We start from the raw sequence: 16,170 nt of genomic DNA, 5'->3' as shown, positions 1-16,170 counted from the left end.
CACCATATTGAGCACCTCATGCATCGTCCCGGACCGTATCCGCAGGTGCGCATGTGGATACCGCTTCAGGAATACGCGCACGGCTCGCAGAAGCGCGTGACCGATCATAACGTGTGTTGAGGCAACCCTGACGGGGTACTCCTCCTCCTTTACGTGCGCCTTCACCATGAGCGCGTCGATGCCCTCCACCAGCGGCGTTGCCAGCTCCAGGAGGGCCGTCCCCGCCGGTGTGAGCTGGATGGGCCGGCGCACGCGGTCGAATAACGGCCCGCCCATTTCATCCTCGAGCCGCTTGATGTGCATCGTTACCGTCGGTTGGCCCAGGTCCAGCTTCTCTGCCGCCCGGGAAATACTGTGTAGCCGGGCCGCGGCACAGAAGCTTCTAAGCTCTTTTATCTCCATTTGACACCGCCGCAGTATTATGAAACATGATACTAAATATTACCGCATATGTATTCACAAAATAATAGAGTGGGTGCAGAATAGTCCTTGTGATAGCGATGACGGCCGCCTAATCCCAAGAGATGAGCCGCATCGGGGAGGAATAGAAATGATTCAGAAGATTATCAACGCAATCCGCAAGACCGCCACCACGTGGCCTTTCGAGAGCTATCTCGAGTCGCTGCAGCGGTTCGATGGCGCCGGCGCGCCGACGCGCGACCAGGCCCGCAAGGACTACATGTCCATCGCGAAGACCTACGACAATTAAGTCAGCAGTTGGCAGTTAGCAGTCAGGTAATGACTGGTCCTGATAACAAGCGAACAACCTGACAGTCGAGCTTCACTCCTTTGGAGGCCCAGCGCGGGCGCCGGTTACCGCGTTGAAGGTCAGAACCCCTGTTATCACCGGCCTAAATGGACCCCTGGTGGACCGACCACACCATCGGGGGTCCTTCGCTCAAAAGAGGCCCCGATCAATTCGGGGCCTCTTTTTGTTTACTTTGCAACCGGCCCAGGCCTTAAAGCTGTCGCCCCGGCTTTGTTGAAGTCTTGTGAGCCCTATGGACTCATGCTAACCTCTACAATGAGCGCGGATTCACGTTCCTTTCCGCCATTGCTCTTAACCCCTATCAGAAGACCAGGTGTCCCTTTGTTTGGCTTTTTGAAGCGCAAGGACAAAGAAGATAAGGCCAGGACCGAACTGGCAGTCGAAAAGACGAAGAAGGGTGTCTTCGGCAAGATGGCCACCCTCTTCAGCGGGGAAAAGCTGGACGACTCTATCTGGGACCAGATGGAGGAGATACTCATCACCTCCGATGTCGGCGTAAACGCTACCCAGTACCTGGTGGACACGCTCAAGGAGAGGGTCAAGTACGAGAAGGTGGACGATCCGGGAGAGGCTTTCGAGATCCTCAAGGACGAAATGGTCTACATGCTCGAGGTGGGCAACCCATCCAGAGCGCTGGAGGTCCGCGAGACGCCGCTGATCATCTTGATGGTCGGCGTGAACGGTGTAGGGAAGACGACAAGCATCGCCAAGCTCACCAACCTGTACAAGGAGAGCGGCAAAAAGGTGCTCCTCGGCGCGGCGGACACTTACCGCGCAGCGGCGATCGACCAGCTCCAGGCATGGGGCAAGAGGCTCGGAGTGGATGTTATCGCCCACACGCCCGGGGCGGACCCGGGCGCCGTCGCTTTCGATGCCATGCAGGCTGCCAAAAGCCGGGGCGTCGACGTTCTCATAATAGACACTGCCGGGCGCCTCCACACGAAGGTCAATCTCATGGAGGAGATCAAGAAGATCCAGCGCGTCCTGGCGAGGCAGGGAGACGAGGAGTCCATCCGGGTGGTCCTGGCGCTTGACGCGACGACCGGTCAGAATGGGCTGTTGCAGGTGAAGGCGTTCACGGACGCTGTCAGATGCGAAGGCGTATTCCTTTCCAAGCTGGACGGCACCGCCAAAGGCGGCATCGTGCTGGCGGTTGCCAACGACCTCAAGGTGCCGGTCCTGTACATCGGCACCGGCGAGCAGCCGGACGACATTGCCGCCTTTGACCCGCGGGAGTTTGTGGAGGCGATGTTCGGACCGCGCCGGCACGCTTCATCTGCCTGAATGAGGGTCTAGAGAGGGCCACCTGTGATCCTGGATATCATACTCTGGCTGGTCGCCATCGAGCTCGTGGGGCTGGCCGCATTCCCCATTTGCTTCAGGGTTTTCCCTTTTCTAAGGGACCGGGGCTACAGCATCGCCAAGCCCTTCGGCCTGCTGCTGCTCGCGTATCCCTCATGGCTGCTTAGCTTCGTCCACGTTCTACCGAGCACACAGTGGTCGGTAGCCCTGCTGCTCGGCGCCATTATCGCGGCCTCCGGCGTGCTGGCGTACCGGAACGCGGCCGCAATGAAGGAGTTCTTCTCCCGGCAGGGCAAGATCGTCATTGCGTCCGAAATCGTGTTCCTCGCTGTCTTTGCGGGGTGGACCCTCTACAGGGCGCACGCCGCTGCGATAACCCATACCGAGCAGCCGATGGACTTCGCTTTCCTGAACGCCTCCGTGCGCTCGTTCTGGGGACAGCCGGAGGACCCATGGCTCTCCGGCAGCACAATAAGCTACTACTACTTCGGCTACTGGATGATGGCCACGCTCACCAATCTGACCGGCATCCTGCCCTCGGTGGCCTACAACCTCTCCCTCACCCTCGTTCCAGCCATGGCCGCGACGGCGGCCTTCGGCCTGGTTTGCGGGCTGGTAACATCCGAAGGCGCGAAGCTCCGCTTTGCCTTCATGGCGGGCATTACCGCGGTGGTGATCCTTGTTGTGGCGGGTAACCTGGAGGGCGTGCTGGAGTTTATGCGCGCGAACGGCATGGGCGGGGCAGGATTCTGGGACTGGCTGCGCATCGAAGGCATCCGAGGCGCGCCCACACCTCAGGGCGACAGCTGGTGGCCGACTGAGAACTGGTGGTGGTGGCGCGCCACCCGCGTCATCGCGAGCTTTGACGCGGGCAACCAGCTTACCGACTACACAATCCACGAGTTCCCCGCTTTCAGCTACATCCTGGGCGACCTCCACCCCCACGTGATGTCGGTTCCATTCGTATTGATGTTTGTCGCGGCGGCGTGGAACTTCTTCCGCGCCCCCATGCCTCGGGTGTGGCCGCTGGACCGCGGCTCCGCAGTCTCCATCCTCGTGCTGGGCTTCATGCTTGCCGGTCTGGGCTTCACCAACATGTGGGACCTGCCGGTCTTCTGGGCGCTGCTGGCGGGCATGGCCGGGCTCAAGGTCATTTCAGAGCATGGGGCCAGCGTCCGGGCGATCGTGCGAGATGCGCTACCTGTGGCGCTGGTCGCACTGGCCGTGGCGGTGGTGCTGCTTGTGCCGTACCTGCTGAAATTCTCCAGCCAGGTGTCCGGCTTCGGCGCGGTAGGGAACGACGCCAGCCGCCCGCTTCACCTCTTCCTGGTATGGGGACTATTCCTCGCGGCCGTTATCCCTTTCATAATCGGCACATTCTGGAACACGACGGTGCGGGAAGACTGGGCCCGCGTTACCGTCGTGGCGCTAGCTATCAGCTTCGTGCCATACGTCATCTGGTCGGTCCTCTACCTGGACAAGGAGGGGAGCCATATGACCGGCATCATCGTACGGCTTATCCACATTCTGCCGTTCGCGATGCTCATCTCGATTGCGGTCTACACCGCCACCTGGGTGGCGAGGCTTCCGAAGCCTCCTGCTGGGAGGATATTCGCCCTCGCGCTGTCGGCGCTCGGCCTGCTCCTTATCATGGGGCCGGAGATGTTGTACGTGAACGACTCGTTCGGCGGCGCGCTGGAGCGCATGAACACCGTTTTCAAGTTCTACTACCAGTCGTGGATAATCCTGTCGGTCGCGGCAGGCTTCGCAGCCTATTACTGGCTGTCGATGGTCACGAAGGTGTACGAGGGCGAAGCGCCGGCCCTGGAGTATGAGAGGCCCGTGGTTGCCGTGGCTGCTCCCAACCCTGCGACTGCGGGCGATTCCGGTGGAGACAACGGTTCAACGCCCCCTGCTGCACCGGTTCGGGCGGGACGTTCAGGGGCGAAGACGCTCGCCACCGTGCTCTGGGGCGCGGCGTTCGCCGGGCTGCTTGCGATGTCGCTCTACTACACCCCTGCCGCCGCCGCGTCCAAGGGCGAATGGGCGAACGACGCAACTCTCGACGGCCTGGCCTACATTCAGCGATTCGAGGAGCCAGAGTACAATGCCATTGAATACCTGCGCAAAAACGCCCCGCGCGGCGCCGTGATACTGGAGGCCGTGGGGGACGACTACACTCCTCACGGGCGCGTATCCGCCAGCACCGGCATACCCACCGTGCTCGGGTGGAAGGGCCACGAATCGCAGTGGCGGGGCTCATCCGCCCCTTACGACGGCAGGGAGCAAGATATAGAGATCATCTACCGGACACAGGACACGGAGGAGGCCCGGACGCTTCTTTCCAAGTACAGTGTAGACTATGTATATGTGGGCTTTCGGGAAACGCAGATGTACGGCGCTGAGGGGATGGTAAAGTTCGCGAGGTTCATGGACGCCGTGTTCAGTCAGGGCGGCGTGACGGTATTCCGGCCCCGATGAGGCTCGGATGGACCTGACCCAGCTCCCGTCGCGGTACGATGCGCTCGCGCCGGACGGCTCGGAGATAAGGTTGCTCCTCCAGACCGGCCGTGCCAGCATGGTCCATTGCTCGCTTCCCCAGGGCAGCGCCAGCAAGGCCGTGGCCCACCGGACTATTGAAGAGATCTGGTTCTTCCTTGAAGGGTTCGGCCAGGTCTGGCGCAGGCTAGGCGATGACGAAAGGGTGGTCGATGTTGTCCCGGGTTCATGCCTGACAATTCCAACCGGCGCGCACTTTCAGTTCAGGAATACAGGCAGCGCGCCGCTGCGGTTTGTTATTGCCACAATGCCTCCCTGGCCCGGCCAGGATGAGGCTTACCGTGTGCCCGACCACTGGCCGGTTGACACGGAGGTTACCGGAACGGCGGACGGACCGTTATATGAAGGGTAGCAGGCGATCAGGCGGAGAGGGTCCGGGAGCTAATGGCTGAAACGAAACAGACACAGGATCCGGCCCAGGAAGGGCAGGTAAACGAAGCCGGGACCGGGCCTTCGGCAAACGGCGTCGCGTCCAACGGTCACTCGGAATCGCTGGTGGACACGGCTGTGGTTTACTTGCGAGAGCGGGAGCCGCTGGGCTTCCGCCGCACGATGCCGCGCTGGTGGATAATCGCCTTCTACGTGGCGATCATGGCCGCCGCCGCCGTACTGCGCTTCTGGGACCTGGACGCGCGAGCGATGCACCACGACGAGAGCCTCCACGTCTATTACTCGTGGGAGCTTGCCGAGACTAGCGTCTTCCGCCACAACCCAATGATGCATGCCCCGCTCCAGATGATCCTTAACTCCGTTGTGTTCAGGATATTCGGAGACACCGACTTCACCGGCAGGGTGATGTACGCGACCCTGGGCACAATTACAGTGGGTATGCCGTTCTTCTTTCGCGCGCGGCTTGGGAACCTCGGCGCCGCGATCGTTTCGTTCATGCTGATGGTCTCGCCCTCGATCCTCTACTACAACCGGTTCGCCCGCGAAGACACACTGATGGTGCTGTTCACAATCGGGCTCGTCATCGCCATGTGGAGGTACTTCGACGAGGGCAAGAACCGTTACCTGTACTGGACCGCGGCGTTCCTGGCGCTGGCTTTCGGAATGAAGGAAAGCGCGTACATGATCGCGGCGATGTTCGGACTGTATTACGCGATCGTTATAGCTGCGAAGAACTGGCCGTCGATCACGAGCGGCATTGTGGCCGACCATCCGACGCCCCCCGCTGCCATCACGCGACTTGTGGGACGCTCCTGGGTATCGATAAGGGATGGCCTGCAGTTCAGAGCCCCATCACGGGCCACGACGTTGCTCGTTATCTACATCACCGTAACACTACCCCTTTGGTCTGCCGCAATCGCGGTCTTCCAGCACTCTCCTTTGTTGGAGTGGACGGGCATCACCCTGGCTGCCCCTGTGGACGGCACTGCCCCCATCGGCGCGCCGGTGCGAGGCGGCATGGTCATCGCTGCGATTATCTGCGTCGCATACCTGGCTGCCGGCATCTACTTCGGACTCAAGTGGAACCGGAGCGTGTGGTGGAAAGCGGCGGTAATCTTCTGGGTGATCTGGGCGATCATCCTCACTACTTACTTCACCAACCTGGTCGGCATCGGCTCGGGCATGTGGCAGGGCCTTGGCTACTGGATCGTGCAACAGGGCGAGGCGCGGGGCAACCAGCCCTGGTACTACTACATTGTCATGACCTCGGTATACGAGTTCCTCCCGGCGATACTGTCCGTCATAGCGGGCATCTACTACCTCAAGAAGCGCGACCGGTTCGGTATCTTCCTGGTCTACTGGGTCGTCATGTCGTTCGTTCTCTACACGGCTGCCAGCGAGAAGATGCCATGGCTGGAAATGCACCTGGCGCTGCCGTTCATCGTACTTTCAGGCAAGTTCCTGGGCGATGTCCTGCTGCGCATCCAGTGGAGCAGGCTGGGCGTCGCGGGGGCGGTGGTGATCGGCGCCGCTGTGCCCGCGGGTTTGTACGCCGGCTGGCGGCTCGCGTTCGCGGGGATGGACGGCACGGACTTGCCCGCAGCGGCTGTGGCGGGGGCTTCCGCGCTCGTCCTGGGCACGGCTGTGGCGCTTTTCATCGTCATGGCGAACAGGGTGGGGTACCGCAACGCGGCCGGCTACGCGCTGATTCCGCTCACGATCGTCCTGATGGTGCTCACAATCCGGGCCTCCATTCGCGTTGCGTACCTGAACGGGGACACGCCGATAGACATGATGGTCTACACGCAGTCCTCGCCGGACCTTGTGAAGCTGGCGCGCGCACTGCCGGCGATCGACGAGGCGAACGGCGCCGCGACGGCAAATCTCGTGACCGTCGATATCAACAGCGGCTTCGCATGGCCTTGGCACTGGTACCTCCGCGGCCGCAACCGGCTGGAGTTCATCAACTACTCCGGCAAGTCCAGCATAGACCCGCCGGACTCCGCGGTGGTGCTGGTCCACTCTTCGAACAACTACGCGGTGGGCAATAACTTCGGCGACAGGTTCACGGCAGGCGAGAGGCTGAAGCACCGCTGGTGGTTCCCGGAGAACTACCGAGGCATGTCGATTGCCAAATTCATCAAGTCCATTCCGGACCGCGAGCCCTGGCGCGTTGCGATGGACTACTTCATGAGCCGCAAGCTCAGCACGCCGCTGGGCAGCGAGGATGCCTACTTCTACATCCGCCCCGAGTTGCGCCACCTCTACGGACCCGAACTGAAGTGACAACCCATCAAACTTGACAAATGTTCTAACTTGTAGACAATTATTGTGCTGTAATGGATAATCCGAATGCTCCGGGTTTCATCAGCACTTTCCACCAACGGTATTTGGATATCATGCAACAGAAGTCTTCAAGGCCGGAAAAGCCGGAAATTATGTTCACCACGGAATATGGCACCGCCTACTGGGCCGACTCCGTGGTTCTGCTGCGCGAAGTGATCCCAAACGAAACTATAGATTTGATAGTCACCAGTCCTCCATTTGGGCTTGTAGAAAAAAGGAATACGGTAACGCTGACGCTGACGAATATGTGAATTGGTTCCGCCCATTTGCAAGGGAATTTATTCGAGTATTGAAACCCCGAGGCTCCCTAGTAATTGACATAGGTGGCGCTTGGAAGTCTGGCCTGCCAACAAAGAGCCTCTATCAATATGAACTGGTCATAATGTTGTGTAAGGAGTTCGGTTTTCATCTTGCCCAGGAATTTTACTGGTGGAACCCTTCAAGGTTACCAACACCGGCTAAGTGGGTGAACATTCGGCGTATCAGAGTCAAGGACGCGGTCAAGACTATTTTTTGGCTTTCTCCTACTCCTTGGCCCAACGCTAGCAACCGAAGGCTTTTGACCCCATATAGCGATAGCATGAACAGGCTATTGGCCAATGGATATAAGGCGAAGCGTCGTCCAAGCGGTCATGAGATCAGCGCTAAGTTTAATAAGAACAATGGTGCCGCCATATCTCCAAACCTAATCGCGGTTGCTAATACTGAAAGCAACTCCAGATACTTAAAGTATTGTGAGACCAACGGACTCACTCCCCACCCGGCCCGATTTCCTGCCACCATACCGGGATGCTTCATAAGATTTCTGACCGATGTCACCGATATAGTCTTGGATCCTTTCGGTGGTAGCTGCGTGACTGGCGAAGTGGCTGAGAGGCTGGAGAGACGATGGATAATTGGAGAAATCGAGAGGAACTATCTTGCAGGTGCACGCGGTCGATTCTTCGATGGCCCCGTGCCTCTTTTTAACCAAAAGCCCAGCATGGCCCAGACTACCTACACAATCCCTCGACCGGATCTGCTATGGAATGGGATAATTGATAACCCACTTCCATCTGACGGGGGCGAATCCCGCCCTGCAAAGCCTTCCAATAGGGCCAACCGGCAAATTCCGCTAGTGGATATAGATTAACATGCCCGCGACTCCCGCTGAAAACGTAACGAACGCCTTTATCAACTGACTCGCGGAATCCAGCTCGACCTGTCTTGTTCTTGCTAGCAGGAGAAACAATCCACGCAGATTTCTGATAAGGAATCTGGATATGCAAGCGGAGGTTTGGGTATATGCGTGGAGACTTACATTCGGAGGTCGGCCTAGTCTGCCAAATGAATACCGAATTCAAATGACTTCGGTATCATCGCCGCTTAACTTGTCACCACAGCATACGCTTTTGCTAGGTTATGAACCAAACACTGGAGTATTTGCTGGATTTGATCTAACAAAGCACTCGACATTCACTCCGGGCTCATCTTCCGTTCAGATTGATATAGGAGTAGTACGCCGAGCGCTCGAAGACGGTCTCGCCTTTGATAGAAAGGGTAATGATGAGATTGCAGAGGGCATTCGTCCCGACCATCTGCTCTTTTATGCATTTCATAGTCAGGAACTTCACAAGGCCGGTGGCGATGCCCAGGCCCTGAAACTGCTTGAAAGAGTCGCCGAGCAGCACCAGCCAAAGCTTAAGGAACTCGAACCGGTGGCCGAAGAGCGGAAGAGAGTGGTTCGGCAAGTTGCAACGTATACAAGAGCGGCCAATTGTCGGCATACGGTCTGGACTGCTTATGGAAATCGGTGTGCCGTTACCAGGCTTCAGCTTAGGATCGTGGAGGCCGCGCACATTCTGCCTGTTTCTGAGGGTGCCGACAGCATCGACGCAGTGCAGAATGGGCTCGTGTTGTCCCCTAATTATCATAAGGCGTTTGACAGAGGATTGATTTTTCTGGACGACAAATCTTCGATGCGCATCAATAGTAAGATTGTCAGCGATCTCAGGGGTTTGGGCTTAGACGGCGGGCTGGCCGACTTTCAGATGCCATTGGGGAAAATTCATTTGCCTGCGGATAAGAATCAATGGCCAAGTCTCAAGCTTATTTCTAAGGGCAATGCGCTTCGTCGTGTAACGATTTAGGCGGGGTTGAACAGAACAGCCCGGCCGGTGGGCTTTGACGCCAACCGTAAATTGCAGGAGTAGTTTTTGACGTTTACGTCCTTTCTGAGAAGACAGGACCTTGCGTTGGTTTATGTTCTCCGTGGAGGTGCGCCATCCTGTCCCAAGCCAAGCTCATAGACGGCAAGGAAGTAGCTGCGGCAATTTCCGCCCAGGTCTCGGCCGATGTGTCCGCATTCAAGGCCAGGCACAGCATTACGCCCACGCTCGCCGTGGTGCTGGTGGGGGACAACCCCGCGTCCGTTGTCTACGTGCGGCGCAAGCAGGAAGGGGCTTCGAGCGTGGGCATGCAGGCGCGCGACGTTCATCTCCCCGCGAGCACCAGCCAGCAGGAGCTTATCGCCACGGTCCGCCGACTGAGCGAGGACAGGAGCGTGCACGGCATCCTCGTGCAACTCCCGCTGCCGGAAGGGCTGGACGAGTACGCCGCCATCGACGCCATTGAGCCGATGAAGGACGTGGACGGCCTCCACCCTGTGAACATGGGGCTCCTGGTGGAGGGGCGCCAGCGGTATGTCCCTGCCACTCCGGCGGGCTGCGAGGAGCTCCTGGTCCGCTCCGGCTACCCCTGCGACGGCAGGCACGTCGTCGTCGTCGGCCGCAGCGACATCGTCGGCAAGCCCGTGAGCCTTCTCCTAATGCAGAAGCGCAGGGGCGCGAACGCCACGGTCACCGTATGCCACTCCCGCACTTCGAACCTGGTCGAGATCACCCGGCAGGCGGACATCCTGATCGCCGCCATCGGCAAGCCGCGCTTCATAACGGCGGATATGGTCAAGGAAGGCGTCGTCGTAATCGACGTCGGCATCAATGAGATCGCCGCGCCGGAGCGCAAGCGAGGCTACAGGCTCGTCGGAGACGTCGACTTCGACGGCGTCGCGAAGAAGGCGGCGGCGATCACGCCGGTGCCGGGCGGCGTGGGTCCGATGACAATCGCGATGCTCCTCAAGAACACGCTCACTGCCGTGAGGCTGCAGGTGGAAGGGGAGCGCTAGCGCCTGCCGTCTGCATGAAGATCACCGATTTCGACTACCACCTCCCCGAAGAGCTAATCGCCCAGACACCCATCGAGCCGCGCGACCATTCGCGCCTCATGGTGGTTTCACGGGCGGACGGCGCCATAGCGCATCGCCGCTTCTTCGACCTGCCCGAGTACCTGCGCCCGGGCGACCTGCTTGTGTTCAACGACAGCCGGGTCTTCCCCGCGCGCATGTACGGCAAGCGGACGGACACAGGAACGCCTATTGAGCTGCTGCTGCTGCGGCGGATCATGGAAGGGGTGTGGCAGTCGCTGGTCAAGCCCGGGCGCAAGATGCGGTCCGGCGACCGGTTCGAGCTTACAGGCAACGGACGGACGGTCCCGGGCCAGGTGCTGACCGTAAACGACGACGGCTCGCGGGTCATCCGGCTGGGGGACGAGAGCGCGATCGATGCGCTCGGCATCATCCCGCTGCCGCCCTATATCCACGCCCCGCTCCAGGACTTCGAGCGCTACCAGACCGTCTACTCGCGGGCTCGCGGCAGCGTGGCCGCGCCCACGGCGGGCCTGCACTTCACGCCGGCGCTGCTGGAGCGCATCCGCGCCATGGGCGCTGAGACCGCATTCGTAACCCTCCATGTTGGCTGGGACACCTTCCGGCCCATCCAGGTTGAGGACACGGACGACCACAAGATGCACTCGGAGTACTACGAGATCACGCCGGAGGCGGCCGAGGCGATCAAGCGCGCGAAGCGGGAGGGCAGGCGAGTGGTCACGGTGGGCACCACCGCCGTGCGCCTGCTGGAATACGCCGCGGGAGTGCACGCGGCGACCGGCCGCGAGGGCATCGTTTCCGGCGGCTCAGGCTGGGCCAACATCTTCATTGCGCCGGGCTACAAATTCCTCGTGCCGGACGCCCTCATCACCAACTTCCACCTTCCAAAGTCCACGCTGCTCATGCTCGTGAGCGCCTTCGCCTCCCGCGACACCATCCTCCAGGCGTATGCCGTCGCCATCAGCGAGCGCTACCGCTTCTACTCCTTCGGCGACGCGATGGTCATCCTCTAGCCCTAATCTTCCCGCCTTCTAAGTATAAACACGAATGACACAGTTCGACGGTGCGAATAACATAGTGCCGCGCTGAAATTTCGCCTCTATCGCAGCTTCCGATTTCATTGTACATTCATGCTGGTCGGGATACGCAAACCGGAATGGCGTCCCTTCCGTAGTTACCTTTGCAACACAAATCGCACGCAGGAGGATCAGAATGGCGCAACCTGGGTTGAAACGGCTCTTGTGGGCGGCGGTGGGGTTTGGGGCAACGTTATCGGTCCTTGCATGTGCGGGCGGAACGGCCGAGGAGCCAGCCGCTCCTGCGCCCGCGGTGCCTGCGGCGACGGCCGTCGGGGGCGCGGCCTCCGCGCCGTCCACGCAGCCGCAGCAGCCGCAGGCTCCCGCTCCAGCGGCGGCCCCACAACCGGCGGCGCAACCTTCGTCGCCATCGGCCCCGTCCGCAGCGTCCGTCCCCGCGTCCGTCTACCAGCCGCGCCCCGGCGGCGCCCAGGCCGGCGGCGTCCAGGTAAACGTCGCTTCCTATTACAAGGCCGCCCCGCAGCCGCTGGGCGCATCGTGGGCTTACAGGGACGAGTACAGCCCCAGGCCCACGAAATTCTCGGAGAACCCCAAGTTCGCCGCGCTGGTCCGGCAGGGCAAGCTCCCTCCCCTGGAGCAGCGCCTGCCTGTTCCGGATGACGTATACGTCTTCGCGCCGCCTGACGAAATCGGCGCCTACGGCGGAGAAGGGCGAATCACCTCCGGAGCCGTGGTCAGCCGCTACCTGAAGTTCGAGGCTCTCGCCGGCAACGGCACGTGCATGCAATACGACGCCGACGGTGTGAACTTCTACCCCCTCGCGTGCAAGTCGGCAGTCGTCAGTCCTGACGGCCGCGTATATACGATCACCCTACGCAGGGGACTAAAGTGGTCGGACGGTGTGCCGTTCACGATGAAGGACGTTGAGTGGATATGGAGCCCCGATGTCCACTACAACAAGGAACTGAACCCCGCCGTCCCCGGCACGATGCAGGACCCGATCACCGGCAACGCGGTGAAGTTTACGAAGGTCGATGACTGAACCTTCACTCTCAGCTTCGACTCCCCGAAACTTCACGTTTATGGACTCCGGCCGCCTGCGCGTCGGCTCCGGCTGCACGGGCATGGCATCCTGCCTCTTCGAGCCGTTCCACTTCTCAAGCAAGTTCCACCCGAAGTACGCTGACCCCGAAGCGCTCAAGAAGCTGATGGCGGAGCGCGGCAACATTACGTGGGTGCAGCTCTGGAACTCCAAGTACGCAGTCCGCTACGACGCCAACGTCCCGGTCCTATCCGCCTTCTACACCTGCGACGGCGGTAACGACGACTCGCAACGCCTCTGTGCCAACCCCTATTTCCACGGCGTGGACCCGGCTGGTCAGCAGCTCCCGTACATGGACGGCTGGACGTGGTACCACATGGCCAACCGCGATATCGCGGTCTTCCGTGCAATGTCGGGCGAGACCGACGGCCCCTATACGGACGGCTTCATCGTACAGGAGCTGCCGCTTTACATTGCCAATATGGACAAGGGCGACTACAGCATAGGCCAGTGGCCGGACACGAGCGGCAACGATGCGGGCCTGCAGATTAATCCTGAGTACAACATCGATACGGAGATTGGGCGCTGGATACGAACGAAAGAGTTCCGGCAGGCGATGTCGCTTTCCCTGGACCGCAACCAGATGAACGAGGTAGCATTCCTCGGCATCGGAACGCCGCAGGCCTGGGTGCCGCACCCGGCTTCGGCGTACTACCCCGGGGATGACTTGCAGCAGTACGACGCGGTGCGGGATGTGACCAAGGCGAAGCAGCTCCTGGCCAACCTCGGACTGGTGGATACGGACGGCAATGGGTATGTTAATCGGGTCGATGGTAAGGGTGACCTGGAACTCTTCTTCGAGTACAGGGAAGCATTCGCGCCGGTCATCATGATGATGCAGAGCAACTTCAAAGACATCGGCCTCAAGATGACGATCAAGGAGGTGGCCACCGGCACGCTTGCTTTCCACAGGGGCGAGCTCTACTTCAACATGCGCAACATGGCCCTCATGACTAACATGTGGTTCTGGACTCAATTCCTGCCCTACAGGCCGGTTGGCCTCATGATCGAGATGGGCCGTTACGACGAGACTAACGGGGTGGAGGGTATGGCGCCGGTCGGCATGCCGCCGGTCCGCTGCCCGGGGTGCTCCGCCAATGCCTATTTGCCGCCGGCGCCCGCCGGCCGGTACCCCGCAGATCCAGACGGCTTTCTAATGCAGATGCAGAAGCTGTACAGGGAGGGGAAGATGTACTCTATGCTCGATCCCAAGCGGATCGACATAGGAAAGGAGCTCTACAGGATTAACCTGAGAAACAATTTCCACCTCGGGACAGTGGCCTACTCCGGCAATCCGCAGGGGATTGTGCTGAAGCGGAACAACCTGAGGAACGTTCCGGCCCGCCACGGACTTGACTACTTCAGTTACGACTCGTTCCTGTGGTACTTCGAGGACGGCGCTGACAACATGAACCATCCGGGAAACCGCTCGAAGAATTACAGGAGCGTCAGCTTCCTTGAATGCTCTTCCATGTCGTCGAACCGGTGCTGATCCAATAGCGGCTGACTCGTGAACTGAAGGGGCCAGGCGGCATTCAAACGCCTGGCCCCCTCGTTTTGCAGTCCCGCTGGTGTAGTATGCTAGGAGTCGCTTGGGGCCCTCCCCGGCAAAGCTACTCCGGAGTTACGACAATGAAATCGGTAATTCTCATCGGCGACTCTATCCGCATGGGCTACCAGACATACGTGGAGCGGCAGCTCGCCGGCTTTGCCACCGTCTGGGGGCCGGAGAAGAACGGGGAGACATCGCAGAACGTCCTGGCAAACCTCGAAGAGTGGGTGCTCGCCCAGGAGGTCGACATTGTCCATCTGAACGCCGGGCTGCACGATATTAAGCGCCAATTCGGCGCGTCGCGCGGTGCCGCAGAGAACGCGGTGCCGGTTGAGGCCTATCGCAAGAACCTGGACAAGATCATCGCCACAATCAAGCAGAAGAAGCCGGGTGTGAGGCTGGTCTGGGCGACTACCACGCCGGTCAATTACCACTGGCACCACGAGGAGAAGGGGTTCGACCGCTACGAAGAGGACGTGGAGAACTACAACCTTGTCGCCGTCGAACTGGCGCGCAAGCACGGGGTGGAGGTGAACGACCTCTACCGCCTCGTGATGCGCTCGGGCCGAGACAGGCTCCTGGTGAAGGATGGCGTCCACTTCAACGAGGAAGGGTACAAAATGCTGGGCAAGGCCGTTGCCGAGTGCCTCAAGAAGTGATGGTCAAGGCCAGTCGTTGACCGGCTAGCTGAAGACGTTGCAGATGCCGGATATCAACAGGAAGATCACGATCAAAGCGCCCAGGACGAAGCCAATTACAAATCGCATGGCCCACCTCACCGCTTCCACACTGCGGCTCAATAGCCGCGTAAGTCCAATATAGCATGCGCAGGACTGCCGGGGCGTGAGCTCGAAATCACAGGGCCGCCCCTCATATGCCGCAAGGCGCATGAGGGGCGGCCCCGGTGTTCAAGTCAGGCGCTCGTCAGGAAATGTCCCGGCACTGCTCTTCGTAGTACTTCTTCATAACAGCGAAGTCAGCTTCGGAAATGGTCTCGTACGGGGGCAGGAGCCGCCGCGGGAACTCGGGGTTGGCCAGCGCCTCGAGCGACTTGTCGTACGCGCCGTCCACGTACGGGCTCTTCAGGTGGCCGAGAAGCCCCTTGGCGACCTCTATCATCCGGTTGTTGATTTCAAACGATCGCTTTACGTTGCCTGTCCGAGCGGTATCGAACAGCTCCTTAGTCAGGTTGGGGAACACGCCGCCAAGGCTGCACAGGAGTGAGCACTCTCCCAGCGTCGCCCCGTAGGCGAAGGCGTTCTGGACGAAAAAGTGCTGGATCTCAGGCGCCTTCACCATCATGTCCCTGATCGCGTTCATATCGTATGAGCTATTCTTGGTGGCGACCAGGTTAGGCACCGCGTCGGCGATCTTGCGGTAGTCGTCGCCGGTCAGGACGCGCTTGGTGCGAATGAGGTTGTAGTGGAGAAACTTCGCGTCCGGGTATGTGCCGCACACGGTCTTGAAGAAGGTCATCATCTCGGTATCGGAGACAATGCCCCAGGACGGCAGCGAAAGCTGGAATAGCCGCACGCCCTTGTCGTAGCCGTACTTTATGCGGTCGATAATCGCGCTCATCGACAGGCTGATCACGCCAACCTGGGGATTGACGCCGGGCTTCTTGGCCACGGAAACAAACACGTCCACAATGTTGCGGAACTGGGCGTCGTTCACCGCGTAGCCCTCGCCAGCCGTGCCCATGACGTACAGGTCCTTGTACCCCAGCGCCAGGGTCGCCTTGAGATGTCGCTCGAAGACCTTCTCATCAAGCTGGTATTTTTCGTTCCATGGGGTGTTGCACGCGCCGAGCATCCCCTGGGGGTATCGCTTCTGGACCATTCAGTCTCTCCTTGCGCCGAATCGGATTTGCCGTAGCTTGTCGCGCGGAATTGTACCAGCGCCGCGGCAGTG

At 60.0% G+C, this 16,170-nt stretch carries 12 protein-coding genes and 1 pseudogene; 11 read left to right on the top strand and 2 right to left on the bottom strand.

Annotated features, from left to right (window positions below):
• Positions 1–402: LysR family transcriptional regulator (locus FJ319_04595; GenBank protein ID MBM3933569.1), on the bottom strand; the 402-nt coding region annotated here is incomplete at its 3' end.
• A 622-nt stretch (positions 403–1,024) separates the two neighbouring features.
• On the opposite strand from FJ319_04595, the gene ftsY reads away from it, so the two are divergent.
• The 11 genes and pseudogenes from ftsY to FJ319_04540 all read left to right on the top strand — a co-directional run bounded on the left by ftsY (position 1,025) and on the right by FJ319_04540 (position 14,918).
• On the top strand, positions 1,025–2,053 hold the full coding sequence (gene ftsY / locus FJ319_04590) for a signal recognition particle-docking protein FtsY (GenBank protein ID MBM3933568.1): 1,029 nt from the start codon (positions 1,025–1,027) through the stop codon (positions 2,051–2,053).
• A gap of 24 nt (positions 2,054–2,077) precedes the next feature.
• Positions 2,078–4,552 carry a hypothetical protein gene (locus FJ319_04585; protein MBM3933567.1) on the top strand — a complete coding sequence of 825 codons (2,475 nt, stop codon included), beginning with the start codon at positions 2,078–2,080 and terminating at the stop codon, positions 4,550–4,552.
• Between the two features lie 7 nt (positions 4,553–4,559).
• Entirely contained in the window at positions 4,560–4,982 is a 423-nt protein-coding gene (locus tag FJ319_04580; protein MBM3933566.1) for a cupin domain-containing protein, read from the top strand.
• Between the two features lie 32 nt (positions 4,983–5,014).
• Positions 5,015–7,306 carry a TIGR03663 family protein gene (locus FJ319_04575; GenBank protein ID MBM3933565.1) on the top strand — a complete coding sequence of 764 codons (2,292 nt, stop codon included), beginning with the start codon at positions 5,015–5,017 and terminating at the stop codon, positions 7,304–7,306.
• A gap of 113 nt (positions 7,307–7,419) precedes the next feature.
• Positions 7,420–8,498 (top strand): annotated as a pseudogene (locus tag FJ319_04570) (site-specific DNA-methyltransferase).
• Positions 8,499–8,628: 130 nt separating this feature from the next.
• The gene (locus tag FJ319_04565) at positions 8,629–9,495 is read left to right on the top strand and encodes an HNH endonuclease (protein ID MBM3933564.1); all 867 of its coding nucleotides are present in this window, start codon (positions 8,629–8,631) and stop codon (positions 9,493–9,495) included.
• Positions 9,496–9,632: 137 nt separating this feature from the next.
• Positions 9,633–10,529 (top strand): bifunctional methylenetetrahydrofolate dehydrogenase/methenyltetrahydrofolate cyclohydrolase FolD, encoded by an 897-nt coding sequence (gene folD, locus FJ319_04560; protein MBM3933563.1) that lies wholly within the window; start codon positions 9,633–9,635, stop codon positions 10,527–10,529.
• Between the two features lie 14 nt (positions 10,530–10,543).
• Positions 10,544–11,581 (top strand): tRNA preQ1(34) S-adenosylmethionine ribosyltransferase-isomerase QueA, encoded by a 1,038-nt coding sequence (gene queA, locus FJ319_04555; GenBank protein ID MBM3933562.1) that lies wholly within the window; start codon positions 10,544–10,546, stop codon positions 11,579–11,581.
• Between the two features lie 199 nt (positions 11,582–11,780).
• Positions 11,781–12,647 carry a hypothetical protein gene (locus FJ319_04550; GenBank protein MBM3933561.1) on the top strand — a complete coding sequence of 289 codons (867 nt, stop codon included), beginning with the start codon at positions 11,781–11,783 and terminating at the stop codon, positions 12,645–12,647.
• Complete coding sequence (locus FJ319_04545) at positions 12,640–14,199, top strand: hypothetical protein (GenBank protein MBM3933560.1); 1,560 nt, start codon at positions 12,640–12,642, stop codon at positions 14,197–14,199. Before FJ319_04550 ends, FJ319_04545 begins: the two co-directional genes overlap by 8 nt.
• Positions 14,200–14,285: 86 nt before the next feature.
• Positions 14,286–14,918, top strand: a complete 633-nt coding sequence (locus FJ319_04540; protein ID MBM3933559.1) for an SGNH/GDSL hydrolase family protein — start codon at positions 14,286–14,288, stop codon at positions 14,916–14,918.
• Between the two features lie 265 nt (positions 14,919–15,183).
• On the opposite strand, the gene FJ319_04535 is transcribed toward FJ319_04540, so the two are convergent.
• On the bottom strand, positions 15,184–16,098 hold the full coding sequence (locus FJ319_04535; GenBank protein ID MBM3933558.1) for a dihydrodipicolinate synthase family protein: 915 nt from the start codon (positions 16,096–16,098) through the stop codon (positions 15,184–15,186).
• Positions 16,099–16,170: the final 72 nt, after the last annotated feature.

Source organism: SAR202 cluster bacterium (assembly GCA_016872355.1).
GTDB lineage: Bacteria > Chloroflexota > Dehalococcoidia > Lucifugimonadales > VGZY01 > VGZY01.
Note: the sequence above shows the minus strand (reverse complement) of the source record. Positions and strands in the feature narration are given on the sequence as shown.